General features: G+C 62.9%; 25 protein-coding genes. 9 read left to right on the top strand and 16 right to left on the bottom strand.

Annotated elements, in window-relative coordinates:
- Positions 1-23: 23 nt before the first annotated feature.
- From tam to ACTJKL_RS14120, 4 genes are all read right to left on the bottom strand, one after another.
- Positions 24-797, bottom strand: a complete 774-nt coding sequence (tam, locus tag ACTJKL_RS14135; RefSeq protein ID WP_338278570.1) for a trans-aconitate 2-methyltransferase — start codon at positions 795-797, stop codon at positions 24-26.
- A 12-nt stretch (positions 798-809) separates the two neighbouring features.
- The gene (locus ACTJKL_RS14130) at positions 810-1,472 is read right to left on the bottom strand and encodes a haloacid dehalogenase type II (RefSeq protein WP_018094508.1); all 663 of its coding nucleotides are present in this window, start codon (positions 1,470-1,472) and stop codon (positions 810-812) included.
- A 180-nt stretch (positions 1,473-1,652) separates the two neighbouring features.
- Positions 1,653-2,204, bottom strand: a complete 552-nt coding sequence (locus ACTJKL_RS14125) for a phosphatase (protein ID WP_440853136.1) — start codon at positions 2,202-2,204, stop codon at positions 1,653-1,655.
- Positions 2,205-2,271: 67 nt separating this feature from the next.
- Positions 2,272-3,312 (bottom strand): zinc-dependent alcohol dehydrogenase family protein, encoded by a 1,041-nt coding sequence (locus ACTJKL_RS14120; protein WP_440853135.1) that lies wholly within the window; start codon positions 3,310-3,312, stop codon positions 2,272-2,274.
- 153 nt (positions 3,313-3,465) lie between these two features.
- On the opposite strand from ACTJKL_RS14120, the gene ACTJKL_RS14115 reads away from it, so the two are divergent.
- A complete protein-coding gene (locus ACTJKL_RS14115; protein ID WP_440853134.1) occupies positions 3,466-4,347 on the top strand; it encodes a branched-chain amino acid aminotransferase in 882 nt (293 codons plus the stop codon).
- 76 nt (positions 4,348-4,423) lie between these two features.
- On the opposite strand, the gene ACTJKL_RS14110 is transcribed toward ACTJKL_RS14115, so the two are convergent.
- The gene (locus tag ACTJKL_RS14110) at positions 4,424-4,834 is read right to left on the bottom strand and encodes a VOC family protein (RefSeq protein ID WP_440853133.1); all 411 of its coding nucleotides are present in this window, start codon (positions 4,832-4,834) and stop codon (positions 4,424-4,426) included.
- Between the two features lie 231 nt (positions 4,835-5,065).
- On the opposite strand from ACTJKL_RS14110, the gene ACTJKL_RS14105 reads away from it, so the two are divergent.
- A complete protein-coding gene (locus tag ACTJKL_RS14105; protein WP_018094513.1) occupies positions 5,066-5,668 on the top strand; it encodes a superoxide dismutase in 603 nt (200 codons plus the stop codon).
- A gap of 93 nt (positions 5,669-5,761) precedes the next feature.
- Here ACTJKL_RS14105 and ACTJKL_RS14100 read toward each other — a convergent pair whose 3' ends face one another.
- Entirely contained in the window at positions 5,762-6,475 is a 714-nt protein-coding gene (locus ACTJKL_RS14100) for a helix-turn-helix transcriptional regulator (protein ID WP_440853132.1), read from the bottom strand.
- Positions 6,476-6,602: 127 nt separating this feature from the next.
- Between ACTJKL_RS14100 and ACTJKL_RS14095 the strand changes: the two genes are divergently transcribed.
- The 3 genes from ACTJKL_RS14095 (at position 6,603) to ACTJKL_RS14085 (ending at position 8,929) form a co-directional block, all read left to right on the top strand.
- Positions 6,603-7,241: a LysE family translocator gene (locus ACTJKL_RS14095; RefSeq protein WP_440853131.1), complete on the top strand. Its 639-nt coding sequence runs from the start codon at positions 6,603-6,605 to the stop codon at positions 7,239-7,241.
- 204 nt (positions 7,242-7,445) lie between these two features.
- A complete protein-coding gene (locus tag ACTJKL_RS14090; protein ID WP_013844129.1) occupies positions 7,446-7,892 on the top strand; it encodes a c-type cytochrome in 447 nt (148 codons plus the stop codon).
- Positions 7,893-8,014: 122 nt separating this feature from the next.
- Positions 8,015-8,929, top strand: coding sequence for a c-type cytochrome (locus ACTJKL_RS14085; RefSeq protein WP_440853130.1), 915 nt, complete (start codon positions 8,015-8,017; stop codon positions 8,927-8,929).
- Between the two features lie 23 nt (positions 8,930-8,952).
- On the opposite strand, the gene ACTJKL_RS14080 is transcribed toward ACTJKL_RS14085, so the two are convergent.
- Both ACTJKL_RS14080 and ACTJKL_RS14075 read right to left on the bottom strand, forming a co-directional pair.
- Complete coding sequence (locus ACTJKL_RS14080) at positions 8,953-9,456, bottom strand: GNAT family N-acetyltransferase (protein ID WP_100674527.1); 504 nt, start codon at positions 9,454-9,456, stop codon at positions 8,953-8,955.
- Positions 9,457-9,645: 189 nt separating this feature from the next.
- On the bottom strand, positions 9,646-10,059 hold the full coding sequence (locus tag ACTJKL_RS14075) for a MerR family transcriptional regulator (RefSeq protein ID WP_440853129.1): 414 nt from the start codon (positions 10,057-10,059) through the stop codon (positions 9,646-9,648).
- 289 nt (positions 10,060-10,348) lie between these two features.
- Here ACTJKL_RS14075 and bla point away from each other — a divergent pair, with 289 nt between their 5' ends.
- A complete protein-coding gene (gene bla, locus ACTJKL_RS14070; RefSeq protein ID WP_440853128.1) occupies positions 10,349-11,239 on the top strand; it encodes a class A beta-lactamase in 891 nt (296 codons plus the stop codon).
- Between the two features lie 134 nt (positions 11,240-11,373).
- On the opposite strand, the gene ACTJKL_RS14065 is transcribed toward bla, so the two are convergent.
- From ACTJKL_RS14065 to ACTJKL_RS14040, 6 genes are all read right to left on the bottom strand, one after another.
- Entirely contained in the window at positions 11,374-13,707 is a 2,334-nt protein-coding gene (locus ACTJKL_RS14065) for a glucose/quinate/shikimate family membrane-bound PQQ-dependent dehydrogenase (RefSeq protein ID WP_324763090.1), read from the bottom strand.
- A gap of 228 nt (positions 13,708-13,935) precedes the next feature.
- Positions 13,936-15,408 carry a protein adenylyltransferase SelO gene (locus ACTJKL_RS14060; RefSeq protein WP_324763091.1) on the bottom strand — a complete coding sequence of 491 codons (1,473 nt, stop codon included), beginning with the start codon at positions 15,406-15,408 and terminating at the stop codon, positions 13,936-13,938.
- A gap of 167 nt (positions 15,409-15,575) precedes the next feature.
- Complete coding sequence (locus ACTJKL_RS14055) at positions 15,576-16,532, bottom strand: homocysteine S-methyltransferase family protein (RefSeq protein WP_324763092.1); 957 nt, start codon at positions 16,530-16,532, stop codon at positions 15,576-15,578.
- 94 nt (positions 16,533-16,626) lie between these two features.
- Positions 16,627-17,154: a DUF1697 domain-containing protein gene (locus ACTJKL_RS14050; RefSeq protein ID WP_275599990.1), complete on the bottom strand. Its 528-nt coding sequence runs from the start codon at positions 17,152-17,154 to the stop codon at positions 16,627-16,629.
- A gap of 12 nt (positions 17,155-17,166) precedes the next feature.
- Positions 17,167-19,275 carry a S9 family peptidase gene (locus ACTJKL_RS14045; protein ID WP_440853127.1) on the bottom strand — a complete coding sequence of 703 codons (2,109 nt, stop codon included), beginning with the start codon at positions 19,273-19,275 and terminating at the stop codon, positions 17,167-17,169.
- 175 nt (positions 19,276-19,450) lie between these two features.
- On the bottom strand, positions 19,451-20,341 hold the full coding sequence (locus ACTJKL_RS14040) for a VOC family protein (protein WP_440853126.1): 891 nt from the start codon (positions 20,339-20,341) through the stop codon (positions 19,451-19,453).
- A gap of 341 nt (positions 20,342-20,682) precedes the next feature.
- Between ACTJKL_RS14040 and ACTJKL_RS14035 the strand changes: the two genes are divergently transcribed.
- The 3 genes from ACTJKL_RS14035 to trhA all read left to right on the top strand — a co-directional run bounded on the left by ACTJKL_RS14035 (position 20,683) and on the right by trhA (position 22,437).
- Positions 20,683-21,105 (top strand): universal stress protein, encoded by a 423-nt coding sequence (locus ACTJKL_RS14035; RefSeq protein ID WP_100671998.1) that lies wholly within the window; start codon positions 20,683-20,685, stop codon positions 21,103-21,105.
- Between the two features lie 60 nt (positions 21,106-21,165).
- The gene (locus ACTJKL_RS14030; RefSeq protein ID WP_018094528.1) at positions 21,166-21,510 is read left to right on the top strand and encodes a TraR/DksA family transcriptional regulator; all 345 of its coding nucleotides are present in this window, start codon (positions 21,166-21,168) and stop codon (positions 21,508-21,510) included.
- Positions 21,511-21,774: 264 nt separating this feature from the next.
- On the top strand, positions 21,775-22,437 hold the full coding sequence (gene trhA, locus ACTJKL_RS14025) for a PAQR family membrane homeostasis protein TrhA (RefSeq protein ID WP_440853125.1): 663 nt from the start codon (positions 21,775-21,777) through the stop codon (positions 22,435-22,437).
- 22 nt (positions 22,438-22,459) lie between these two features.
- Here trhA and ACTJKL_RS14020 read toward each other — a convergent pair whose 3' ends face one another.
- A complete protein-coding gene (locus ACTJKL_RS14020; RefSeq protein ID WP_100672001.1) occupies positions 22,460-22,957 on the bottom strand; it encodes a hypothetical protein in 498 nt (165 codons plus the stop codon).
- A 190-nt stretch (positions 22,958-23,147) separates the two neighbouring features.
- Positions 23,148-23,555, bottom strand: coding sequence for a peptide-methionine (R)-S-oxide reductase MsrB (msrB, locus tag ACTJKL_RS14015; RefSeq protein ID WP_100672002.1), 408 nt, complete (start codon positions 23,553-23,555; stop codon positions 23,148-23,150).
- Positions 23,556-23,742: the final 187 nt, after the last annotated feature.

The raw sequence follows: 23,742 nt of genomic DNA, 5'->3' as shown, positions 1-23,742 counted from the left end.
GAGAACCCGCATGCACTCCCGCTCTAGCGATTTTTTGTCGCCACGATGAAAAGCCGCGGGAAACGCAGGAGCACGCGCCCGTTTTTCATCGCCGGATAGGCCTTCCTGATCTTTTCGGCATAGGCGGCGAGATAGCCCGCCCGCTGAGTGGTGGGCAGCGCGTCCAGATAGGGGCGTAATCCCGTGCCCTTCACCCATTCGACGATCGCGTTCGCATTTGCGAGCTGGTGGTAGTAGACGGTGTGCCAGACGTCGACGCGGACCTCCTTCGAGGTGAGCCTTTCGACATAGGTAGCCGGTGAGGGGAGGGACCTGCGCCGAATGGTGCGGCCCGCGAAGGCCGGGGCGAAGGCGGCCTCCTCTGCCGTTTCCTCCATCAGAAGATGCGACGATTCATCGAGGTTGTCGGGCATCTGCACGGCAAGCGTTCCGCCGGGCGCAAGCGCCAGTATGAGCCGCTCGAAAAGCGTGACGTGCTCCGGTAGCCACTGGAAGACCGCATTGGCAAAGAAGAGCGCGCTTTCCGCGGGCGGCGCCCAGGCGGCGAGGTCGCCTTTTTCGAAGCGAAGGTCCGGCAGGCGGGTGCGGGCGGCCGAAAGCATGTCATCGTCGCTGTCGATGCCGGTGAGCGGGCTGCCCGGAAATCGTTCGAGGATCAACTCGGTCGAATTGCCCGGGCCGCAGCCGAGGTCGAAGGCCGGACCGGCGGGCAGATCGGGTACCTGCGCCAGCAGGTCGCGCGCCGGACGCGTCCGTTCGTCCTCGAACTTGGCATATTGCGCTGCAGACCAGGCCATGGGCGGGCTCCTTCATACGCCGAATTGCAGGCTTTCGAGCGAGGGGAGGATCAGCGAAGGACCATGGTCCTTGTATTCATCCGGCCCGTCGGCCCGGTTGATCCAGACGGTGCGAAAGCCGAATTTCGTGGCGCCGGCGATATCCCACCGGTTCGAGGACTGGAACGAGACCGCCTGCGGATAGAGCCGGTAGCTCGTCGTCACCAGGTCGTAGACAGCCGGTGCCGTCTTGAACGCCTTGACGGCATCGACCGAGAAAACGTCGTCGATGACGATATCGAGTGCGGCGTTCTTGACGGCCGAGGCCAACATGGCCGGCGAACCGTTGGAAAGAATGGCGATGCGGGCGCCACGTTCCTTCAATCCCTTGAGGACCGCGGGAACTTCCGGATAACAGTCGAGCGCCCAATAGGCATCGAGAAGCGGCTTTTTGAGCCCGGGATCGGCTGAGGGGAAGCGCTGAAAGGCGTAGTCGAGCGACTGCTCGGTCAATTCCCAGAAGTCGACATAGGCGCCCATGAGCGAGCGCACCCAGGAGTATTCGAGCTGCTTGGCGCGCCAGAGTTCCGAAAAGGCCTGGCCGTCCGGCCCGATCGCATCGGCATGCCGGCGTACGGCCGCATGCACGTCGAAAAGCGTGCCATAGGCATCGAAGACATAGGCGGCGTAAGACATCGAGTTCTCCCGTCTATCCACCGTCCGGGCGGCGCGCCGGAGGTTTTCACCATTTTGCGCGAGTAGCCGCCGGGCAGGGGCTTGAGGCACTGCGTCGGAGACGCTGTGCCTCAGCATTCTTTTGCGCGCATCATGTCAAAACTTTGTGCGCCGCACAATGTCTTCGTCGCCCGCCTTCGTTCAATCTTTCCAAACCTTTGCCGGGAAACGCAGCGCCTGTTTCGCAAGTTTGCCCTTGAGGCCGAGGGCCGCGTCGCAAAGGCCGAGCACGTGCCGGTTCGGTTTCGCCTCCGGGCGCAGCGCGTGAAGCGCTGCCGCAGCCTCCTCCGGTCCCAGATAGCGCGCCAGAACGCCGAGGGTCAGCGCCGTCGAACGTCCGATGCCTCTGAGGCAGTGAACCAGCAGGTGCGCCTCTCCGGGCAGGCTGTCGATGAAGTCAAATGTCGCCTCGATGGCCGCCGGACGCGCGGCATCCGGCGCATCCGGGTCGATGGTGTCGCCGAAGCGGAGTTCCAGATGCCGCTCCGGCGGCAGGTCGATCATCGAAAGCAGACGCGTCGCTGGCGCTTGGATGGAGACGAGATGCGTCGGCGCCCATAGCGCGCGATTGTGCCGCGCCTCGGTTTGCGAGCTCACGATGAGGCGCACCGGCCAGCCGTTCGGATGCGCCGGATTCGCGTCGAGTACGGGCCGATAACAGGCGCTCTCGATAGCCTGAACCGCAAGAGCCATGACGTGCCTCCTGATTCGTCTCGGATTGCCGGCAGAATAGCAGCGCCGGCACGCAACCGAAATCCGGTCAGAACCGCGTGATGACACTGATGCCGAGGTCTGTCGCCCGGTCCATCGCAGCAAGCGCCGGCGCCGCCTCTTCGAGCGATATCTCACGGCCGATCAACTGCTTCGGGTTCAGTTTCCCGGCGGTGATCATTGCCAGCATCGCGTCGTAACGCCAGGCCTGCATTCCGTGGCTTCCATAGATCTCGAGTTCATGGCCGATCACTTGCGCCATCGGAATCTGCGGCGTCGCGTGCTCCGCCAGCATAAGCCCGACCTGGACGTGCCGGCCGCGGCGGCGCAGATTTTTGATCGAGTTGAAGCAGGTAACGGGCGAGCCGAGCGCATCGAGCGAGACGTGGGCGCCACCTCGGGTGAGTTCCCTGACAGCTCCCGCGACGTCCTCCGTCTCGCGGCCGTCGATGGTGGCGACCGCCCCGAGCGTCCGGGCGAAGGCGAGCTTCTCCTCCGAGATGTCGATGGCGATGGGGTTGGCGCCGAGTGCCGCGGCGATCATGATTGCGGAGAGGCCGACACCGCCGCAGCCGTGCACAGCCACCCACTCGCCGCCCTTGACGCGGGCCTGGTCGACGACAGCACGGAAAGAGGTTGCGAAGCGGCAGCCGAGGCTCGCCGCCGTTGCGAAATCCATGTTCTCGGGCAGATGCACGAGGTTCTGCTCGGCAAAGTCGATCGCCACATATTCCGCAAACGAGCCCCAGTGGGTGAAACCCGGTTGAAACTGCGCTTCGCAGACCTGGCTGTTGCCGGAGCTGCATTCGAAGCAGCGGCCGCAACCGGAAACGAAGGGTACCGTCACCCGGTCGCCGATCCTGTAGCGGAGGACCCCGCGCCCGGTCGCCGCGATCGTGCCTGCCAGTTCGTGGCCCGGCACATGCGGAAGGCGAATGTCCGGGTCGTGCCCCATCCAGCCGTGCCAGTCGCTGCGGCAAAGGCCGGTCGCCTCGATCTTTATGACGACCCCGTTCTCGGTCGGCGCCGGATCGGGAAGCGTCCGGATATCCGGCATCTTCTCGAAGGCATCGTAATACATCGCTTTCATCGAGATCTCTCCCTTGGGGCGTTTTCATCATTCTGACACGTCGCCCGGGAGGGCTCCAGAATGGACGCCATGACATTTTTTGATGTACCCATTCACCCTCATGCTGCTTTTTCCGGCTAGAGCGGAAGTGCGTGAAGAAAGAAGGAGGCACCGATGGCCGTCGATACATCCCCACGATCCACCACCTGGACCTTTGTCGACGGCGAATGGCTTGCCGGCAACCCGCCGCTGATCGGCCCGACATCCCATGCGATGTGGCTCGGTTCGACCGTATTCGACGGCGCCCGCTGGTTCGACGGCATCGCGCCGGACCTCGACCTCCATTGCCGGCGCGTCAACCGCTCCGCCGAGGCTCTGGGTCTCAGGCCAACGATGTCGGCCGAGGAGATCGAGGGACTGACCTGGGAAGGCGTGAAGAAGTTCGACGGCGAGACGGCAGTCTATGTGAAGCCCATGTATTGGGGCGAGCACGGGTCCTGGAGCGTCGTTGCGGTGGATCCTGAATCGACACGCTTCGCGCTTTGCCTTTTCGAGGCGCCGATGGGCAATGGCCGTGCCGGCTCGTCGCTGACGCTCTCTCCCTTCCGCCGGCCGACGCTCGAATGCATGCCGACCGATGCCAAGGCCGGTTGCCTCTATCCCAACAACGCCCGCATCCTCAACGAGGCACGTTCGCGCGGCTTCGACAATGCGCTGGTGCTCGACATGCTCGGCAACATCGCGGAGACCGGCTCCTCGAATATCTTCATGGTGAAGGGTGGCGTCGTCTTCACGCCGGCCGCCAACCGGACCTTCCTCGCCGGCATCACCCGCTCGCGCGTGATGGCCCTTCTCAGGGAGGCAGGCCTCGAAGTGATCGAAACCAGCTTGACCATGGCCGATTTCGAAGGGGCCGACGAAATCTTCACCTCGGGCAACTATTCCAAGGTGCTGCCTGTCACCCGCCTCGAGCAGCGCGAATTGCAGGCCGGTCCGGTCGCGGCGAAGGCGCGCGATCTCTACATGGACTGGGCGCACGCGACCGGAGGGAAGTGATCTCCTCTCAGTTCAGCCGGCCGTTATTTCTCCGCCGCCCTGAACGCGCGAGGCATCGCCAGTCGCTCTTCGAAGGTCACGGTTCAAGCGGACGGACGACCACATCGGCGGACGAGCGCGTGTTCGGTCCGTGATAGACGGCTTCGACATTGTTGCCGTCCGGGTCGAGGAGGAACGCGGCATAATAGCCCGGATGGTAGCTTCGCTCTCCGGGCGGTCCATTGTCGGTGCCGCCATTGGCCAGTCCGGCATCGTAGAACCGCTGCACCGCATCGGGTCCCGTGGCCTGGAATGCGAGGTGGACGCGGGTGCGGTAATCCTCCGCCGCGTCGACGAAGAACTCGTCGAACGCAAAGAACTCGTCGGTCTCGTAGGTCGGCTGGTGGCCAAGCGCGCCGAGCACCGCCTGATAGAACCGCTTGCTCGCCTTGAGGTCCCCGACGCGAAGATGCACATGGTCGATGAGCCGTCCCTGGTGAAATTCCATCGTCTTCTCCTGTGGCACGGTTGGGCACATGCCCTCGATAACGTAAGATAGGACCGCAAGGCGGCGCGTCGAGGCGCTTGCGCGCGAAGGCGGAAGTCACGAAAGCAATGAAAGTATTTTGCGTGGGTTAGCGAAATTTTGGCGCTGCATCGGTTGCCTCCCTGCAAGGCGGTGCCTATGTTCCGCTGACAGATTTCCCCGACGAAATCCATGCCAAGAGGAGATGCCACAATGGCTTTCGAATTGCCGAACCTTCCCTATGACTACGATGCGCTTGCGCCTTACATGTCGCGCGAAACGCTCGAATACCATCACGACAAGCACCACCTCGCTTACGTGACGAACGGCAACAAGCTCGCCGAGGAAGCCGGTCTTTCCGATCTTTCGCTGGAAGATATCGTCAAGAAATCCTACGGCACCAACCAGCCGTTGTTCAACAATGCCGGCCAGCACTACAACCATGTTCACTTCTGGAAGTGGATGAAGAAGGGCGGCGGCGGCACCAGCCTGCCCGGCAAGCTCGATGCGGCGGTCAAATCGGACCTTGGCGGCTACGACAAGTTCCGCGCCGATTTCATTGCTGCCGGCGCAGGTCAGTTCGGCTCGGGCTGGGCCTGGCTTTCCGTTAAGAACGGCAAGCTGGAAATCTCCAAGACCCCGAACGGCGAAAACCCGCTCGTCCACGGCGCAACCCCGATCCTCGGCGTCGATGTGTGGGAACATTCCTATTACATCGACTACCGCAACGCGCGTCCGAAATATCTGGAAGCCTTCGTCGACAATCTCATCAACTGGGATTACGTCCTCGAGCTGTACGAAGCGGCTGCAAAGTAAGCGCTGCTTTCTACCAGCGGGAATTCGGCCCGGCGCTTGCGCCGGGCCTTTCGTTATGAGGGGGGGTTTAAACGGCCATCTCGTCACGGTTTTCTACCCGTCCGCCGCCTCGAACGGCCGAACCGCATTCGCCTGCCATCCCGCAATCCACACCTGCCTCAGCCGGTTGCCTTCGCCGCGGAAATAGGCGTCGGCGGGTTCGCAGTGTTCAACGCGGTCGGCGCGGAAGTTGCGGATATCCTGCCGCAATTCGCACCACGCGACCATCATCGCGTGTTCGGAATAATAGATCAGCGCAAGCGGGAGTACTGTGCGCTCGGTCGCGCGCCCGAGCTCGTCGCGATAGTCCAGCACCAGCTTCTGCTCGTCACGGATAGCCCGCCGGATCATGGCCAAGTCGACCGCCGGCGGCGGCGAGGCGATCGTGCCCCAGGCGTGCAGCGCCTGTGACTGGAAGGCTTTGCGCAGCAGTTCCGGCACGGCGCCGGTGATCTTCTGATTGACGCGCCGTGCCGCCGCCTTCAGCTCCTCGTCGCCCGTGCGACCCAGAAGCGCAAGCGCCAGCACGATCGCCTCCGTCTCCTCGATCGAGAACATCAGCGGCGGCAGGTCAAAGCCGGGCCTCAGGATATAGCCGATGCCACGCTCGCCCTCGATCGGCACGCGCATCGCCTGCAGGGCGGCAATATCCCGGTAGATCGAGCGGGGCGTCACCTCCAGCGCGTCGGCGATTTGCGCCGCCGTCACCGGTGTACGGGCGAGCCGCAGCATCTGAATGATTTCGAAAAGACGCGACGCCTTGCGCATGAAGCGGCCTCTAACTGCTCACTCCTGACACGACCTTGTCAGTAGGAGAGAGATATAACACGCGCCAACGGGTTGAAACTAAACAATCCGCCCCTGGGATATCACGGAAATCGGATGAGCAACTGACATGACCTATGCGGAAAACCTCTGGCTCTTTTTCACCCTGCTCTTCGGCATCATCATCGTTCCCGGCATGGACATGGTTTTCGTCCTCGCCAATGCGATGACCGGCGGGCGCGCTTCCGGGCTTTCCGCAACGGCCGGAATCGTGGCAGGCGGCGTGCTGCACACGCTCTATGCAGCCCTTGGCGTCAGCGTCGTCCTGCATCTGGTGCCCCACCTCTTCAACCTGCTGCTCGCTGCCGGCGCGGCCTATATCGCCTGGATCGGTTTTTCGCTCCTGCGCAGTTCCATCACCATCAGCGGCGTCGAAGGAGGGGCACGGCTGTCGCGTTGGGCGAGTTTTCGGCAGGGCGCCCTGACGAGCCTGATGAATCCCAAGGCCTATCTCTTCATGCTTGCGGTCTACCCGCAGTTCCTCAAGCCGCAGTTCGGCCCGGTGTGGTCCCAGGCGGCCGTCATGGCCGTGATGATCGCGCTGACGCAGCTTGCGGTTTATGGCGGGCTTGCACTTGCCGCCGGCCGCGGGCGTGATTTCCTCGTGGGCAGCCCCGGTGCCACGGTCACCATCGGCCGGCTCGCCGGTCTCCTCCTCGTCGTCATCGCCATCTTAACGGTATGGCATGGCTGGAGCGGGGCTGTTTGAGACGCCGTCGAACAAGTATAAAGATGAGTTCTGTAATCATATTTGAATATCTGAAGGCGTCGCCACGCGGCCAGGTATTGCGTGGTGAATTGTGCTGAATCGATAAGCACATCAAAAAAAAGTTACTTCCGTAGAAAACCCAAAATGCCATCATGCCGGCGCTTGAACACCACGCCGCGGAAGCGGGTCAGACCGGAGAACATGATGAAGATACGAGCTCTTATGCTTGCCGCAGCCCTGGCGGGCCTGGGCGTGACCGCCGTGACGGCGGCCGACGAGCCGCAGGCGGTGCGTCAGCAGCTGATGAAAAAGGTGGGAAAGGCCACGGGCGAACTCAGCGGCATCGCCAAGGGTGAAAAGCCTTATGACGCCGAGATCGTCAAAGCATCTCTGGCGACGATAAGCGAGACGGTGAAGGTTTTCCCGAATCACTTCCCGGCCGGCTCCGAAACGGGAATGGAAACCGAAGCAAGTCCGAAAATCTGGGAGAACATGGAGGACTTCAAGGAAAAGGCCGCCAAGCTCGGCGGTGACGCAGAAAAGATCCTTGCCCAATTGCCGGCAGATCAGGCCGGTGTCGGCGCCGCGCTCGGCATTCTGGGAAAGGACTGCAGCAGCTGTCACGAGACCTACCGCCTGAAGAAGAATTGACGATCAGACGGTTCTTCCAATCCGTTTCGAACCGCGCCGGTTCGCCGGCGCGAGCTCTCCGCAAGCAGGTCGAAAAGCCCTCCGGCCGTTGTCATCCGCATTCGTGATTTCAAGAGGAGCCCATGGGCCGGCGCGCGAGGTATCTGCTTTCTGGTCTGGTCCTGCTGGTGGTGGCGGGAGGGAGTCTCGCCTGGTGGCTGACCAAGCCCGATCGCTGGGACGCCGCTCATTGGGAGGGGCTCGGCGAGCCCGATCTCGCCAATGGCGAACAGATCTTCTGGGCCGGCGGTTGTGTCAGCTGCCACGCTGCTCCGGGCGCCAAGGACGACCAGAGGCTCGTGCTTGCCGGCGGCCGCACCTTGAAGAGCCCTTTCGGCACCTTTTATCCGCCCAACATCTCCCCCGATGAAACCGTTGGCATCGGCAACTGGACGCTTGCGGAGTTCGGCGACGCGATGACCCGCGGCGTCGGAAAGGACGGGGAGCATCTCTATCCCTCCTTCCCCTACGGCTCCTATATCCGGATGACCGCGAAGGACGTGAACGACCTTTGGGGCTTCATGCAGACGCTGCCGAAGAGCGGCAACGCGACACCTCCGCACGACCTGGCATTCCCCTACAATGTCCGCCAGGCGCTCGGGGCATGGAAGCTGCTGTATCTGAACGCGGAGCCGCGTACTCAGGTCAATACCGCCGACACCAAGCTCGCCCGCGGGCAATACCTCGTGGAGGGCCCTGGTCATTGCGGCGAATGTCACACGCCGCGCAATGCGCTTGGCGGTTTCGAGGAGGGCCGGTGGCTCACCGGCGCACCCAATCCCGAAGGTGAAGGCCGAATTCCCGACATCACCCCGTCTTCGAAAAACATCGGGGGCTGGAGTGCATCCGACATCGCCTCCTATCTCGAAACCGGCTTCACGCCGGATTTCGACACGGTCGGCGGCTCGATGGTCGAGGTCCAGAAGAACATGGCGGAGCTGCCGGCCTCCGACCGCGATGCGATCGCGGCCTATCTCAAGGCGCTGCCGGCGCTGTAAACCGGAGCGACCCGCGGCCTCCGTCACCCGAGTCTCTGCAGGTAGCGCATGCCGGTTACCGGGCGCGGTACGAAACGCTCGGACTCGTAGAAACGGTGCGCCTGAAAGTTTCCGGTGGCGGCACTGACCGAGAGGTAATCGCAGCCCGCCATTTTCGCCTGCTCGCGAGCCTTGGCCACGAGGTGGCGCCCGATGCCGGTGCCGCGGTGACCGGGGCGTACGAAGAGGTGGTGCATTTCCATGCCGCGGGCACCTTCGGCCGCCCGGTATTGCGGGACGAGAACGGCATAGCCGATCAACGCGCCGCCGGCTTCGGCGACCAGCGCCGTGATCCAGGGCGTGCGTCCGAAGAGATCCCGCTCGAGCTGTTCGGGCGTGACTGTTGCGGCATCGCCGTGATGGGCGGCAAGCTCGGCGACCATCTCGCGCAATTCGGCGAGATCACGTGGCTTGGCGCAACGGATCGTCACCATCGGCGCACGGGCCGACGGAACGGGCTGAAGGGTAGGGGTGACGGTCTGCAGCATTCTCGGCTCCTAATGGTTCTCTTCCGCCATCAGGTGCCGTGAAAAACAAAAGCCGCCTGATGGCGGCCTTGTTGAATATGATCAGCAGGCCGCTCCTATCGGAACAGCCAAAAATATACGCTGGAAATGGGCGCGTTCTTGATCATGCGCGTAGATTGTCCAAATTCCGGAATTTGTCAACGAGGAATTTCAATGCTCTTTTCCGCACAGCGAGTGGTCGGCAAGCGCGCGGATCACATAGCAATCGCCGATCGTGTGATCGCCATGGCAGGCGACGATGCGCTCGAGCTCATGCTCCAGCCTTCTGAGCCGGGCGATTTTTTCCCGCACGGAGGCAAGATGCTCGGTCGCGATGCGGTCCGCCTCGCCGCAGGGGCGTTCCGGATGCTCGCTCAATGCCAGAAGGTCCCGGATAGCCTCAATCGAAAGTCCGAGGTCGCGTGCGTGGCGGATGAAGGCGAGCCTTTCGAGCTCGTGCTTTTCATAGCGCCGCTGATTGCCCTCCGAGCGCTCCGGCGCAGCGAGCAGTCCCATCTGCTCGTAATAGCGGATGGTCGGAATTTTTACGCCCGTCCGCCGGGAAAGATCGCCGATCGTGTACATGCGATGGCCCGTTGCTCCAACACTTTGAAACTGCGTGTTTCCGGACGGAAACCGTCACACCGCTTCCTTATCCTCTAGTCTCTAGAGCTTTATATGGGCAGGGACCTGCTGCCGATCAAGCCTTGAAAGCGGCATCCGGGGTCCGTTCCGTGTCGGAGAGCGCAGCTTCGGGCACAAGCCCGCCGCAATCGCCCTTTAGCGATTCGACCGTCGGAATCGCCAGGAATAATATTCCAGATCAATAATTTAGCTATGTCTCGGCGCTTGAGCCCCACAGACGGAGGAAGACATGCCTTTGCACATTACCCGCCGAGCAATGCTGGCCGCGTCGGCCATGCTCTATCCGGCATTCGTGCTCGGAACGCCCACGCTTGCGGCCGGCGGGGCGGAGGATGACGTCACGGAACGGCTTCGCCGGCTTGAAGAGCGCACCGGCGGACGCCTCGGGGTTGCCGTGCTCGACACCGAGACCAACATCTCGTTCGGGCACCGGGAGGCCGAGCGTTTCGCCATGTGTTCGACCTTCAAGGCGCTTGCGGCGGCTTGCGCGCTGGCACGCGTCGATCGCGGGGAGGAAAAGCTCGAACGGCGGATCACCTTCGGCAAGGAGGTCCTGCTGCCTCACTCGCCGGTGACCGAAAAGCATGTGGGTGGCAACGGCAAGACGGTCGCGGAACTCTGCGAGGCGGCGATCACCGTCAGCGACAATGCCGCCGGCAACCTGTTGCTCGAAAGCTTCGGGGGCCCCGAGGGCCTGACGTCCTGGCTGCGCTCGATCGGCGACGAGACCACGCGGCTCGACCGAACGGAGCCCGAGCTGAACGAGGCCAGGAAGGGCGATCCGCGCGACACCACCACACCGGCCGCCATGCTCGACACGCTCGGGAAATTGGTCCTGGGTCCGGTCCTCTCGCAAGAAGGGCGCCAGCAGCTCATCGACTGGCTGGTTGCGAACAAGACCGGCGATGCGCGGCTACGGGCGGGCCTGCCCAAGGACTGGCGGATCGGAGACAAGACGGGAACGAGTATGACCGGTGCCGTTTCGGATATCGCCGTCGCCTGGCCGCAGGGCCGTGGCCCGATCCTGATCTGCGTCTACATGGGCGAGGCCAAGGCGCCGCTCGACGACCTGAACCCGGTCTTCGCCGATATCGGCAGTATCGTCGCCGACATGGCCTAAGGCCTGTCGAGATACGGCCCGCCCGCCGCCGCTTGTTTGCCCTTCTCATCTCTGTGACAACCACAGAGATGAGAAGGGGAGAGATTGCAGTCCTCCGAAAAGCCCATGCGGGCGCGCACATTCCGGTTCGTGCGTCAGGGCAGCGTATAGGCGATGACATAGTCGCCCGGCTTGGTGCCGACCGAACCGTGTCCGCCCGCAACGATGAGCACATATTGTTTGTCGCCGACCGTATAGGTCATCGGCGTCGACTGGCCGCCGGCAGGAAGCCGCGCTTCCCAGAGCTGCTCACCCGTGGTCAGGTCGTAAGCCCGGAAGTAATTGTCGACCGCGGCACCCAGGAAAGCGAGACCGCCCTTGGTTATCATGGGTCCTCCGATGCCCGGCACGCCCAGCTTGAAGGGCAGCGGCAGCGGCGTCATGTCGTAGACCGTGCCGTTCTTATGCTTGTAGGCGATCTTGCCGGTTCTGAGATCGGCGCCTGCGACATACCCCCATGGCGGGGCCTGGCAGGGAATCCCGAGCGGGCCGAGGAACGGACCCATAAAGACCCCGTAAGGTGCGCCTTCATTGCGGTTGAGGCCCTGTTCGCTACCCTTTTCGCCCTCGCCCTTCGGGGCGATCTGGTCGCGCGGAACGAGCCGCGAGGTGAAGGCGAGATAGGTCGGCATCCCGAACATCACCTGGCGTTCCGGGTCCACGGCGACCGAGCCCCAGTTGAAAGTCCCGAAATTTCCGGGATAGACGATCGTCCCCTCGAGGGAAGGCGGCGTGTAGCGCCCCTCGTATTTCAGCGATCTGAATTCGATACGGCACGCAAGCTGGTCGAACATGCTGATCCCCCACATGTCGCGCTCCATGAGCGGCGGGGGCATGAAGGTGAGGCCCGAGACGGGCTGGGTAGGCGCAGTAAAATCCTCTGGGATCGCGCCGCCGGGCGCGGGTACTTCCTCGATCGGGATAATCGGCTCCCCGTTTCGCCGGTCGAGCACATAGATGTCGCCCTGCTTGGTCGGTCCGACGAGTGCCGGCACGACGGTCCCGTCCTCTCTCGTGATGTCGAGCAGGGCGGGTTGGGCGGGCACGTCCATGTCCCAAAGGTCGTGATGCACCGTCTGCCGTACCCAGCGAACCGCGCCCGTGTTGATGTCGAGGGCGACGATGGAGGAGGAATATTTCTCCACATGCTCGCTGCGTCCCATGCCGAGCTGGTCGGGTACCTGGTTGCCCATGGGAATGTAGACGAGGCCGAGCCCCTCGTCATAGCTGAAGACCGACCAGCTGTTTGGCGAATTGGTGGTGTAGGTTTCACCCGGAGGCAGCGGCGTCGTCACGTCCGGATTTCCGCTGTCCCAGTTCCAGATGAGGGCGCCGGTGTTGATGTTGAAGGCGCGGATCACGCCCGACTGCTCCATGGTCGAATAGTTGTCGTTGACGGCACCGCCGATGATGATCTTGTCGCCGACGGCGACCGGCGGCGACGTCGAATAGTAATAGCCGGCCGGGTTGTACTTCATGCCCTGCTCCAGGTGCAGGACCCCGTTATCGGCGAAGCTGGTGCACACCTCTCCATTCGTCGCGTCGAGCGCGATCAGGCGGGCGTCGGACGTCGGCAGATACACCCGTTCGGCGCAGGGGCTGCCGGGCGCCGCGGCCGGATCGGCCCAATAGGTGACACCGCGGCAGGTCTGGTGCTGGCGGTCCGGGTTCATGCCGGAATTCGAATCGTACTTCCACTTCTCCTGGCCGGTGGCGGCGTCGAGCGCGATCGCCCAGTTGTGCGGTGTGCAGACATAGAGCGTGTCCTTCACCTTCAGCGGCGTCACCTGGTAGGTGGTTTCGCTGACGTCCTCCGGCAGCTTCACGTCGCCGGTCTGATATTGCCATGCCACCTGGAGGTTCGAGACGTTCTCCGGGCGGATCTGGTCGAGCGGGGAATAACGCTGGCCGAAGGGCGTGCGCCCGTATTGGTGCCATTCGCCCGGCGGCACGTTACCCCCGAGATTCGGGTTTGCCACGACCTCGCCCGGCAGATCGCCCCTGATGTCGTGGGGGTTCTGTGTCATCGAAAACAGCGCAACGCCGATCGATAGAAGGCTGGCCAGGGCGAGCGGCCAGGCGCGCGCGCCGTATTGCTCGCCCGTGGGGCTGACGAAGCCGAGGGGGCGCCGTATCCAGGGTGTGAGCAACCACAGCCCGAGCAGGATAATCACGCCGCCGCGAGGCCCGAGCTGCCACCAATCGAATCCCACCTCCCAGACCGCCCAGGCAAGCGAGCCCAGGACGACCAGCGCATAGACCCAGAGCGCGGCGGCGCGTCGGCGAAAGAGCAGAAACGCGGTGAGCAGGAAGCCCAGGCCAGCGACGAGGTAGTAAGGGCTGCCGCCGAGCAGCAGGAGCCGCGTTCCGCCCGCACCGAGGGCGAGGCCGATCACGGCAAAGACGATGGCGGTCAGGACGATGAGCATCAAGTAGAACTCCCGAGTTGAGGACGTGCGTGGGCACGACTGATTCCGCGGGCAGGCCCGGCCGGGCCTGGAGGAGAATGCGCATTGCCGATGACGAAGGCGCGGCTCCGTGCGGAGCCCGGTCGGTGCGCTATTTCGAAGTTAACGCAAAACGCGTGCCTTTCAATGGCCACAATCCGCCGGAGACCGAGATTGTCGACATGGTCTCATGACGATCGACAGGGAGTGTCAGGTGCCGCAGAAGGTTTGGAGCACTTCCTCGCCCGGCTTTGGTGGCGCGGCGTAGGCTTCGCGGCCCGGCTGGTCCTCATAGGGACGGGAGGTCACCTCGACGAGCGCTTCGAAGAGCGAGAAATCCGCGTCTTGCGTTGCCGCATCGATCGCCTGTTCCACCCGGTGGTTGCGCGGAATGAAGGCGGGATTGACGGCGCGCATCGCGGCCGCGCGTTCGCTCGCCGGCTGCGGTTCGCGTTCGAGCCTTCGGCGCCAATCCCCGAGCCAGGGTGAGAGTGCCTGCGGTTCTTCGAAGAGGCTTGCAAGCTCCGTATCGGCGGCCGCGTTTTCCGCGGATGCCGCCAGCTGGCGGAAGGTGAGAGTGAAATCGGCTTTCCCGTTCTGCATGAGCGTCAGCAGCGACTGAACGAGGTCGAGATCCTCGTCTTCGTCCGTGAACAGGCCGATCTTGCGCCGCATGCCGCCGAGCCAATGGTTCTGGAAGATACTCCCGTATTCGCCAAGAGCGTCGTTGGCGAGGTTCACGGCCGTGTCCGCCACGGGATCGAACAGCGTCACCAGCGTCTCGGCGAGGCGGGCGAGGTTCCACTGACCGATCGCCGGCTGGTTGGCATAGGCATAGCGGCCGAACTGATCGATCGAGCTGAACACCGTTTTCGAATCGTAAACGTCCATGAAGGCGCAGGGGCCGAAATCGATCGTTTCGCCCGAAATCGTCATATTGTCGGTATTCATCACCCCATGGATGAAGCCGACATGCAGCCAGCGCGCGATCAGTGCAGCCTGACGCGCCGCGACCGCCTTGAAGAGCGCGAGATAGGGTTTCTCATCCTTCTTCAGCTCCGGATAATGACGGTCGATCACATAATCCGCGAGCGTCTTTATCGACTCCATGTCGCCGCGTGCCGCGAAGAACTGGAACGTGCCGACACGAATGTGGCTTGCCGCGACCCGGGTGAAGACGGCACCCGGCAGGATCTGTTCGCGGTAGACGGGCTGACCCGTGACCGTGGCGGCCAGCGCACGGGTCGTCGGCACGCCGAGCGCGTGCATCGCCTCGCTGACGATATATTCGCGTAGGACAGGCCCGAGCGCCGCCCGTCCGTCGCCGCGGCGGGAGTAGGGCGTCTGGCCGGCTCCCTTGAGCTGGATATCGCGCCGCCGTCCGCCGGCGTCGGTCACCTCTCCGAGCAGGATGGCACGTCCGTCGCCGAGCTGCGGCACGAAAGCGCCGAACTGGTGGCCCGCATAGGCCATGGCGAGCGGTTCGGCACCTTCGGGGACGAGATTACCCGAAAAGATCGCCGCGCCGTCGCGTTCGAGCGCTTCGGAGTCGAGCCCAAGCTCGACGGCCAGCGGTCGGTTGAGCTTGATCAGCCACGGTTCCGCGACCGGCGTCGGCTCCACACGGGCGTAGAAATTGGCCGGCAGCCGGGCGTAGCTGTTGTCGAAGCGGAATGCGGTCATCTTTGAAATTGGCTGCGTTGGAACGGAACTCATCGCGATACAGCGGCACGCCGGAAGTCGGCCGCCCTTTCGCAGCAAGTCTACACGAGCCTCGCGCTTTTCGCGAGTTTTCGGCCTGGACGCCTATATGAGCCCCCTCGCTCCTTCGTGCGAAGGGGCCGTCGCGATCAGGCACTGAGCGCAGCTCGTGGCAGGCACGCCTCGCAGATCGCCGCCATGTGCCGGTGGTCGGTACCGCAACAGCCGCCGAGCACCCGCAAATGCGGCAGGCGGCGGGTGAGCGAACGATAACGTTCTGCAAGGTCGCACGCGTCGCCCGCATCCAATGTCTCGCTCTCGTCGAGTTCGGCATGGCTCTTCGTCGAGGCATTGGCGCGAATGCCGCCGATCCGCCGGACCCAGGCGCTCTGCCGTTCCAGCACATTCTCGAAATGGGTCGGATGGGCGCAATTGATCATGTAGTAGTGCGGATAACCGCCGGTCTCGGCGTCCACCGTCTCGATCGCGTGCTGTAGCGAGCGACCGGTAACCAGGCGGCCGTCGGTCTCCACCGTGAAGGAGATGGCGCAGGGCATGTCATGGCCCCTGGCGGCCCGGACGACCCCGATCGCCTCCTCGGTATTCGTCATCGTGACGGCCGTGATCATGTCTGCTTGGCTGTCGGCAAAGGTGGCGACCTGGGCGCAATGATAGTCCTCCGCTTCGTCGGCCGTAATCCGGCCCGCCTGATAGCCATCGCCGCGCGGGCCGATCACGCCATTGAGGACGACCGGAGCCTGCGGCCGCTCGTACTCGGTGCGCAACCCCGTGAGGAGATCAACGGCATCCTGATTGACCTTTCTCAATGCCGCCGCATCGTAGCCGAGTTTTTCACCCCAATCGGCATTGGCGCGCCATGTGGCGGTATCGAGCACGAAGCCGGTGCCGTGGCGCCTGGCGATTTCGAGATAGCGCGTGTAGTAGCGCAGAAGCCGCCGCCGGCCTTCCGCCGTCGAGAGCAGGACGAAGGACGCGAAATGCGGGAGTTCGATCCCCTCCTGGAAGATCAGCGCGGTCTCCATGCCACCGTCGCTCAAGAACATGCCGCCCCGTACAAGCGGCAGATCGTGTCTGTACCTGGCCAAGTCCTCCACCTTTATCCCTCCTTGCGTTTGTTCTCCTGCCAAATTGGCAGGGGCGCAGCAGAGTATGCACAGGTGTCGGCGTCTCGCTGTAACGTCAGGAACCCACTTCCATCGCGGCGGCCATTTCCGCCAGCTTGCGTATTGTGTTGAGATTGCGCGCCGTGCCCGGTCTGAGCGCCGGAAGCTTCAGCTTCGATCGTCCGGATCCATTCGGATAGTGGATATAGATTTCGCGCCCGTCGATCCGCACCTTTTCTCCATCGGGTGCCACCAGCTTGTCGAGCGCGTCGCGGGGAGGCGGCTCCGGCAGGAAGGTGATCAGCAGCAAGTTCGGCTTGGCATCGAGAAACCGCTCCGCCCTGGCGGCGACGTCCTCCAGTTGGCGGCGGCTGCGGAGCAAGACTCCCGGCGCCTTGCCCATTTTCGCCGCCAGCGCCTGTTCGAGTTTCGCCTGCACTGCGGGCTCAGGCAGGTCAGAGCGAAAAACGACGTTGCCGCTCTGGATATAGGTCTTGGCCCCCGCGAAGCCGAGCCCATCGCAGGCGGCCCTCAGGTCCGCCATCGTCAGCTTGCCGGTGCCGCCCACATTGACGGCCCTGAGCAGTGCTACATAGACCGGCACCGGCTCTTCCCCTTACGCCTTGCCTGCGACCTTGATGGCGAAGGCATATTCGAAGGCGATCTCCTCCAGCCGCTGAAAGCGACCGGAAGCGCCGCCGTGGCCCGCATCCATGTTGGTCTTGAGCAGGATGGGTTCGCTGCCGGTCGTCTCCTCGCGCAGTTTCGCCACCCATTTCGCCGGTTCCCAATAGGTGACGCGCGGATCGGTCAGGCCTCCGAGCGCCAGAATGGCGGGATACGGCCTGGCACCGACATTGTCGTAGGGCGAGTAGCTCGCGATGATGTCGTAGAACTCCGGGCTGTCGATCGGATTGCCCCATTCGGGCCATTCCGGGGGTGTCAGCGGCAGCGTGTCGTCCAGCATCGTGCTGAGCACGTCGACGAAGGGCACCGCGGCGATGATGCCGCGGAACTTCTCCGGCGCCATATTGGCGATGGCGCCCATCAGCATGCCCCCAGCCGATCCGCCCTCGGCGACGATGTTCGCGTAGGAGGTGAACTTTTCCTGATTCAAATAATCGGCGGCTGCGATGAAGTCTTTGAACGTATTGGTCTTCTTCGCCATCTTGCCGTCTTCGTACCAGTGGAAGCCCTTGTCCTTGCCGCCGCGGATATGGGCGATGGCGTAGACGAAGCCGCGGTCGACGAGCGACAGGCAGTTGGTGTTGAAGCTGGCGGGAATGGTGATGCCGTAGGCACCGTAGCCGTAAAGCAGGCAAGGGGCGGATCCGTCGAGCGGTGTGTCCTTGCGATAGAGCAGGGTGACCGGCACCTGCTCGCCATCATGCGCCGGGGCGAATACCCGGCGGGTCACATAGGCGTCCGGATCGTGCCCGGAGGGGACTTCCTGCGTCTTGAGCAGTGTGCGCTTGCGCGTCTGCATGTCGTAGTCGAACAGCTGCGAAGGCGTCGTCATCGACGAATAGGAGAAGCGGATGATGTCGGTGTCGTATTCGGCCGCACCCGAAAGCCCCAGAGAATATGCCTCCTCGGCGAATGCGATGGCGTGTTCCTCGCCGGTGCGGCGGTCGCGGATGACGATTTCCGGCAGCCCGTTGCGGCGCTGCAGCCAGACCAGATGCCGGGCATAGGCCATATGGCTGAGGATCAGCGTTCCCGGCTTGTGCGGCACGACCTCGCGCCAGTTTTCCTTCTGCGGCGCTTCCACCGGCGCTTCCATGATCTTGAAATCCTTGGCGCCGTCGGCATTGGTCAGAATGTAGAAGACGTCGCCGCCCTCGGTCATGGAATATTCCAGACCGGTTACGCGCTCCGCCACGAGCCTGGGCTCCGCGGCAAGGTCGCTGGTCGGGATGAGCCGATACTCGCTCGTCTCGTGGTCATGGATGTCGATATAGATGAAATCGTCGAGGAGCGAACCGCCGACAGACATGAAGAAGCCGGGATCGGGCTCCTCATAAACCAGCCGGTCTTCCGACTGCGGCGTTCCGATGACGTGGTGGAAGATCTTCGATGGCCGGTGGTTCTCGTCGAGCACGGTATAAAAGAAGCTCTTGCCGTCCGGCGCCCAGGCGCCGCCGCCGCCCGTATTTTCGAGCAGGTCCTCGAGGTCCTCGCCGGTCGAAAGGTCGCGCACCTTCAAAGTGAAATATTCGGACCCTTTGTCGTCGTACCCCCAGATTCCGCGGGAATGATCGCTCGAATGGTCGAGCCCGGCGATACGGAAATAGGCCTTACCTTCAGCCTCCCTGTCGCCGTCGAGCAGCACCTTGCGGATCGTCTCGTCGCCCGCTGCACCCTCGCGCGGGATCCGGAAATAGCGCGGATGCTCGCCGCCGGTGACGTAGGACGTCCCGTAGGCAAAAGGTCCATCCTTCATCGGAACCGATGAATCGTCTTCCTTGATCCGGCCGCGCATTTCGGCAAACAGCGTCTTCTGCAGATCCTTCGTGTCCGCCATCGCGGCGTTCATATAGGTATTCTCCGCCTCCAGATGGCGACGGATCTCGGGATCCAGGATCGACGGATCCTTGAACATGGCCTGCCAGTTTTCGGCCCTGAGCCAAGCGTAATCGTCGGTGCGGGTCATGCCGTGGCGGGTATCCGTTGCCGGCTTTTTCGGGGCGACGGGTGCGGCGGGCAGGTTCTTGAATACGGACAAGGCATGTCTCCGGGATCGGTCCTGCTGCATGTCTTCCGGAGGGGAAAACAGGCAGCAGATTAATGCGCTACAGCGACCTCTTGCGCGTCTGACGAGACGTGCGGCGCCGTATGGGGGAGACAATGAGATAGAGGGCACCAGCGCGGCGATCAAGCGGAAAGGGCCGCCGAGACGCCTAGGCGACGAGTTTGAGGCCGATGCCCCACGGGTCGGTGAGGCTATGCGTGTCGCCCTGCCTGTCCCTCGCTATTTCGAGCGCGTCGAGCTTCTGGATCGCCGCGTCGAGGGCCTCCGGGTCCCGGAAGCGGATCGTGTAGTCGGCAAGACCGGTCATGTTGCCCAGGCGTTTCGGCGCTCCGCGAGAATTCCAGATATTGGCCGCCACGTGGTGATGGTACTTGCCGGTCGCGAAGAAGCTGGCTCCAGGGTAGCGTGCCATGAGGTCGAGCCCCAGGCCATTGCGGAAAAAATTGTCCGCCTGCGGGATATCCGAGACCTGGAGGTGAATGTGACCGATCCTGGTGCCGGCCGGCAAGCCGTCCCAGCTGTTCTTCGGCACCTCGTCGTAGAGTGCCTGCAGATCGAGCGGCAGCGTGTTCATTGCCACCATGCCGTCCGCTCCGTAATTCCATTCGGCGCGTGGGCGATCGCGATAAATCTCGATTCCGTTACCCTCCGGATCAGCGAGATAGATTGCTTCGCTGACGAGGTGATCGGAGGCTCCCTGCAACTGCACCCCGTTCTCGGCGGCGTGCACGAGCCAGCGTCCGAGCTCGGTGCGGTCCGGAACCAGGAATGCGTGATGGAAGAGACCGGGTGCACTTCGCGGAGCCCTTACGGCATTGCCGTCGCCCGTCAATGTCAGGAGCGGTCTTCCGGCGACGCCAAGCGTCACGCCGCTTTTGTGCGCCTCGATCGGCGACAGGCCGAGTATCCGCTGGTACCAGGACGACACCGTCTCCAGGTCGCTTACGACAAGATGCGACCGGTCGACATAAGCGGGCATCGCGGTCGCGTGATCGGCGGGAACGCTGGCCTGCGGCTTCGGTTGTGCGGTGTCCTTCATCCTATTCGCCTTTCGGACAGCGGGAGGGCGACGCCCGAGACTGTGATCTGCTGCCCTCAATCCAATATGAGTACGTGAACAGGTAGGCGGAAGCTCTTATATTACTTGATGTTGTGTTCGACAAACGTTGACAGTCGTCGCGGCCGCGCTACCTTTAACGGTGGGAGCGATGGGAGCAGAGGGGCGGTCACTTTGATCCAAGTCAAGGCCCGTACAGCCGTCACCGTTCGATGTCGGTCCGGCGCAGGACGGCGTACGTGATGTGGTTTCCGTCTCTATCGGGAGCCAGGGGCCGTCGCATTCGGCGTGCGACGTGGTAACATAGAAAAGGACGTAGCAGCATGTACAGGAAGATCATCGTGCCGATCGCCATGGATCAACTGGAGCACGGCGAGTCCGTCCTTGGCATCGCCGAGAAACTGATCGACGAGGGGGGAGAGATCATTCTGCTCAACGTCGTCGAGGATCTCAACGCCTATGCACAAGGCTACATGATCGTCGATTTTCCGCTGGAGATGATCGAGGAATCGCGCAAGCACGCGGTCAAGACCCTGGAAGCGCTGAAAACCAAGCATGGCATCAACGGACGCGTCGAAATCCGCACCGGCGGAGCTGCCGGCAGTATCAATGCACTGGCCGAGGAAGAGAAGGCCGACCTGGTGATCATCGCGTCCCACCGCCCGGGCCTGATCGATTATTTCATCGGGTCGACCGCCAGCCGTGTCGTCAGCCATTGCCCCTGCGCGGTTCTCGTCGACCGGTAACACTGGGAATAAAACGGCACGGTGCAGGCCCCCTGCGCCGCGATCCGAAGGAGTCACGCAATGGATAAGTATGCGCTTGACGACTTTCGCGAACAGCTTTTGCGCCGCAAACGCGAACTTCATGGCCGGTTGGTGCAGATAGAAGAAGACCTCGAGCAGCCGATGAATGCCGATGTGCCGGATCGCGTAACGGAACGGGAGAGCGATGAGGTCCTGGAAGGACTCGGCCTGGCCGGCCAGGGCGAAATTCGCGCGATCGATGCTGCACTCAACCGCATCGAAGCAGGGACCTTCGGCATTTGCGTGCGTTGCGGCGACCCCATATCCCCGGAAAGGCTGCGCGCCGTGCCGCATGCTCCGCTCTGTCAGACCTGCGCCGCCGAGATCGCGACCGGCGGGAGATAACCGCCCAAACTCCCACCTGCTCCAGAGGAAGCCGCCTGCCGCACGCTCCGGCGGAGGGTGCGGTATTTGTTGTAATGCGTTGCAAAAGTTGATCCTTTCGCCCGATCCTGGTGCTTTGACGCGCCGCTGCCCTGTGGCAGGATGAACCGAACCAGTGGTCTTGTGCGGCGTTACGGACCGTTCGAATTCGCCGTGATCGATCATGAGGTATTTCGTTGCTGCTGCAGGCTGCACGGATATCGGAAGCGGAGCGGGAGGGGCCGCGTGAAGGTTGCCGGCGTCAAATGGGACTACGACCGATCGGAGATGATCGCCGACGCAATCGTCCATGGGATCGGCCTTTCGGCGGCGCTCGTCGGTGTTACCGCCCTGATCTTTTACGCCACCGTCTGGAGCACGTCCGGGCAATTGGCCGCGGCTTCGATCTATGGCGGCGGGCTCATCGCCGCTCTGTCCATCTCATTCGTCTATAATCTCCTTCCGGTCGGCCGGGCCAAGTGGCTGCTGCGTCGGCTGGACCACTCCGGAATCTTCGTGCTGATCGCTGCAACCTACACGCCGTTTCTGCAGCGCGGCTGGGATGATCCGTTCCTCTTCTCGATGCTGGTCGCCATCTGGCTTATCGCAGCCGCCGGCATCGCCATGAAGTGCCTCCTGCCCGGGCGCTTCGATCGGCTGGCGATCTTGCTTTATCTCGCAATGGGCTGGAGCGGCTTGCTCGCCGCGAAATCCCTCTTTACCGCCTTGAGCGCAACGACGCTCACTCTGATCGTCATTGGTGGCGTCATCTATTCGGTCGGGGTCATCTTCCATGTCTGGGAGCGCCTGCGCTTCCAGAACGCCATCTGGCACGGCTTCGTCGTCACGGGAGCTGCTGTGCACTATTCCGCAGTCCTAACCTGCATCAGCAGCGCCGCCGTATCTTAAGCTTGGAGTCAGAGCTGCAGCTTCAGTCTGCAGCAGGCTGACATTCTTCCGACGGCCTGAGTGCCGAGGCCATGCGCGAGATGACCCCATCGAAACTGGTCAGTTTGCTCTTCCGATACTGGAGCCTGAAATAGGCGGCGCTGCCGTCGCAGAGCGCAATCGCCCGCGTATAGAAGACGTCGCTCTCGCGCGCGCCGGAAAAGCTCGCCCAGGCGGACGTGACGCGCGAGAAGATGATTCGCCAGTCGTCCTGCTTCTCGTAGCCGATCCTTTCGGCGACGTCGGTTTCGAAGTCGCCATCCGGCGGATGGGTGCCGAACACCATGAGCGTCGCGCCGTTGTCATCGGCGTGAAATCTGACGCCGTCGCCGTTATCGGCCTCGAGGCCCATCTCGAATCCGGGCGGGATGTCGACCGTGTAACCGAAGCGGGGATTGGCGTAAGGGTGCCAGTCGTCCTCGGCGACAGCGGGCGAGGCAAGCGTCACGAGGAGCAGAGATGCGATACAGGCACGGCGCATGCGGGGCGTCCTCTAGGCTTCGTTCGACCTGCCGCTTCTCCTCACCGCGCCGCGCGTTTTGTTCTGGACGCCGAGGGCCGCCGCAACGGCTTTGAACTGCTGCACCATCTTATCTTCAAAACGTTCCGGGTTTAAGGGCATGCGGCAGACCACACGCATGCTGGAAAGTGCCGCCGAAACAGGCCCGTGGTCAATCCTCCTCGAATGTCATCGCGGTGCCGTTCAGGCAATAGCGCAGGCCCGTCGGAGGAGGCCCGTCGGGGAAGACATGGCCGAGATGGGCGTCACAATCGGCACAGCGAATCTCCGTTCTGACCATGTGGTGCGAGCGGTCCACATATTCAGAGATCGCGTCCGGATCGACCGGGGCGAAATAGCTGGGCCAGCCGCAGCCGGAATCGAACTTTGTATCCGAGCGGAACAGCGCGCGGCCGCAACAGACGCACTTGTAGGTGCCATGCCTTTTATTGTCGAGGAAGGGGCCGGTGAAGGGACGCTCGGTGCCATGTTCGCGTGTGACGCGGTACTGCTCGGGCGTCAGCGCTGCCCGCCACTCCTCGTTCGTCTTCGTAATCTTCGGCATCCGGTTTTCGGACATGGCTGCGCTCCTTTCGATTGCAGCGAATATATAGGATGGGTTCTGCTTGGGCACAAATGGGAGTCGATGCCAGGAGCTCCGCGTTTTGGACAGGATGATCAGGGTCGGGACGAAGCCGCTGCCCTCTACACAGTATAAACGTGGCATAACCTCACACCCCGGCCGATTTCCCTTGAGGCAGGCCCGA

The sequence above is a fragment of the Sinorhizobium sp. 22678 genome (assembly GCF_052044265.1).
Taxonomy (GTDB): domain Bacteria; phylum Pseudomonadota; class Alphaproteobacteria; order Rhizobiales; family Rhizobiaceae; genus Sinorhizobium; species Sinorhizobium meliloti_A.
Note: the sequence above shows the minus strand (reverse complement) of the source record. Positions and strands in the feature narration are given on the sequence as shown.

Excerpts from the sequence above, each read along its gene's own strand:
- tam (WP_338278570.1), bottom strand. The coding sequence starts at position 797 with ATGGCCTGGTCTGCAGCGCAATATGCCAAGTTCGAGGACGAACGGACG.
- ACTJKL_RS14130 (WP_018094508.1), bottom strand. The coding sequence starts at position 1,472 with ATGTCTTACGCCGCCTATGTCTTCGATGCCTATGGCACGCTTTTCGAC.
- ACTJKL_RS14125 (WP_440853136.1), bottom strand. The coding sequence starts at position 2,204 with ATGGCTCTTGCGGTTCAGGCTATCGAGAGCGCCTGTTATCGGCCCGTA.
- ACTJKL_RS14120 (WP_440853135.1), bottom strand. The coding sequence starts at position 3,312 with ATGAAAGCGATGTATTACGATGCCTTCGAGAAGATGCCGGATATCCGG.
- ACTJKL_RS14115 (WP_440853134.1), top strand. The coding sequence starts at position 3,466 with ATGGCCGTCGATACATCCCCACGATCCACCACCTGGACCTTTGTCGAC.
- ACTJKL_RS14110 (WP_440853133.1), bottom strand. The coding sequence starts at position 4,834 with ATGGAATTTCACCAGGGACGGCTCATCGACCATGTGCATCTTCGCGTC.
- ACTJKL_RS14105 (WP_018094513.1), top strand. The coding sequence starts at position 5,066 with ATGGCTTTCGAATTGCCGAACCTTCCCTATGACTACGATGCGCTTGCG.
- ACTJKL_RS14100 (WP_440853132.1), bottom strand. The coding sequence starts at position 6,475 with ATGCGCAAGGCGTCGCGTCTTTTCGAAATCATTCAGATGCTGCGGCTC.
- ACTJKL_RS14095 (WP_440853131.1), top strand. The coding sequence starts at position 6,603 with ATGACCTATGCGGAAAACCTCTGGCTCTTTTTCACCCTGCTCTTCGGC.
- ACTJKL_RS14090 (WP_013844129.1), top strand. The coding sequence starts at position 7,446 with ATGAAGATACGAGCTCTTATGCTTGCCGCAGCCCTGGCGGGCCTGGGC.
- ACTJKL_RS14085 (WP_440853130.1), top strand. The coding sequence starts at position 8,015 with ATGGGCCGGCGCGCGAGGTATCTGCTTTCTGGTCTGGTCCTGCTGGTG.
- ACTJKL_RS14080 (WP_100674527.1), bottom strand. The coding sequence starts at position 9,456 with ATGCTGCAGACCGTCACCCCTACCCTTCAGCCCGTTCCGTCGGCCCGT.
- ACTJKL_RS14075 (WP_440853129.1), bottom strand. The coding sequence starts at position 10,059 with ATGTACACGATCGGCGATCTTTCCCGGCGGACGGGCGTAAAAATTCCG.
- bla (WP_440853128.1), top strand. The coding sequence starts at position 10,349 with ATGCCTTTGCACATTACCCGCCGAGCAATGCTGGCCGCGTCGGCCATG.
- ACTJKL_RS14065 (WP_324763090.1), bottom strand. The coding sequence starts at position 13,707 with ATGCTCATCGTCCTGACCGCCATCGTCTTTGCCGTGATCGGCCTCGCC.
- ACTJKL_RS14060 (WP_324763091.1), bottom strand. The coding sequence starts at position 15,408 with ATGACCGCATTCCGCTTCGACAACAGCTACGCCCGGCTGCCGGCCAAT.
- ACTJKL_RS14040 (WP_440853126.1), bottom strand. The coding sequence starts at position 20,341 with ATGAAGGACACCGCACAACCGAAGCCGCAGGCCAGCGTTCCCGCCGAT.
- ACTJKL_RS14035 (WP_100671998.1), top strand. The coding sequence starts at position 20,683 with ATGTACAGGAAGATCATCGTGCCGATCGCCATGGATCAACTGGAGCAC.
- ACTJKL_RS14030 (WP_018094528.1), top strand. The coding sequence starts at position 21,166 with ATGGATAAGTATGCGCTTGACGACTTTCGCGAACAGCTTTTGCGCCGC.
- ACTJKL_RS14020 (WP_100672001.1), bottom strand. The coding sequence starts at position 22,957 with ATGCGCCGTGCCTGTATCGCATCTCTGCTCCTCGTGACGCTTGCCTCG.
- msrB (WP_100672002.1), bottom strand. The coding sequence starts at position 23,555 with ATGTCCGAAAACCGGATGCCGAAGATTACGAAGACGAACGAGGAGTGG.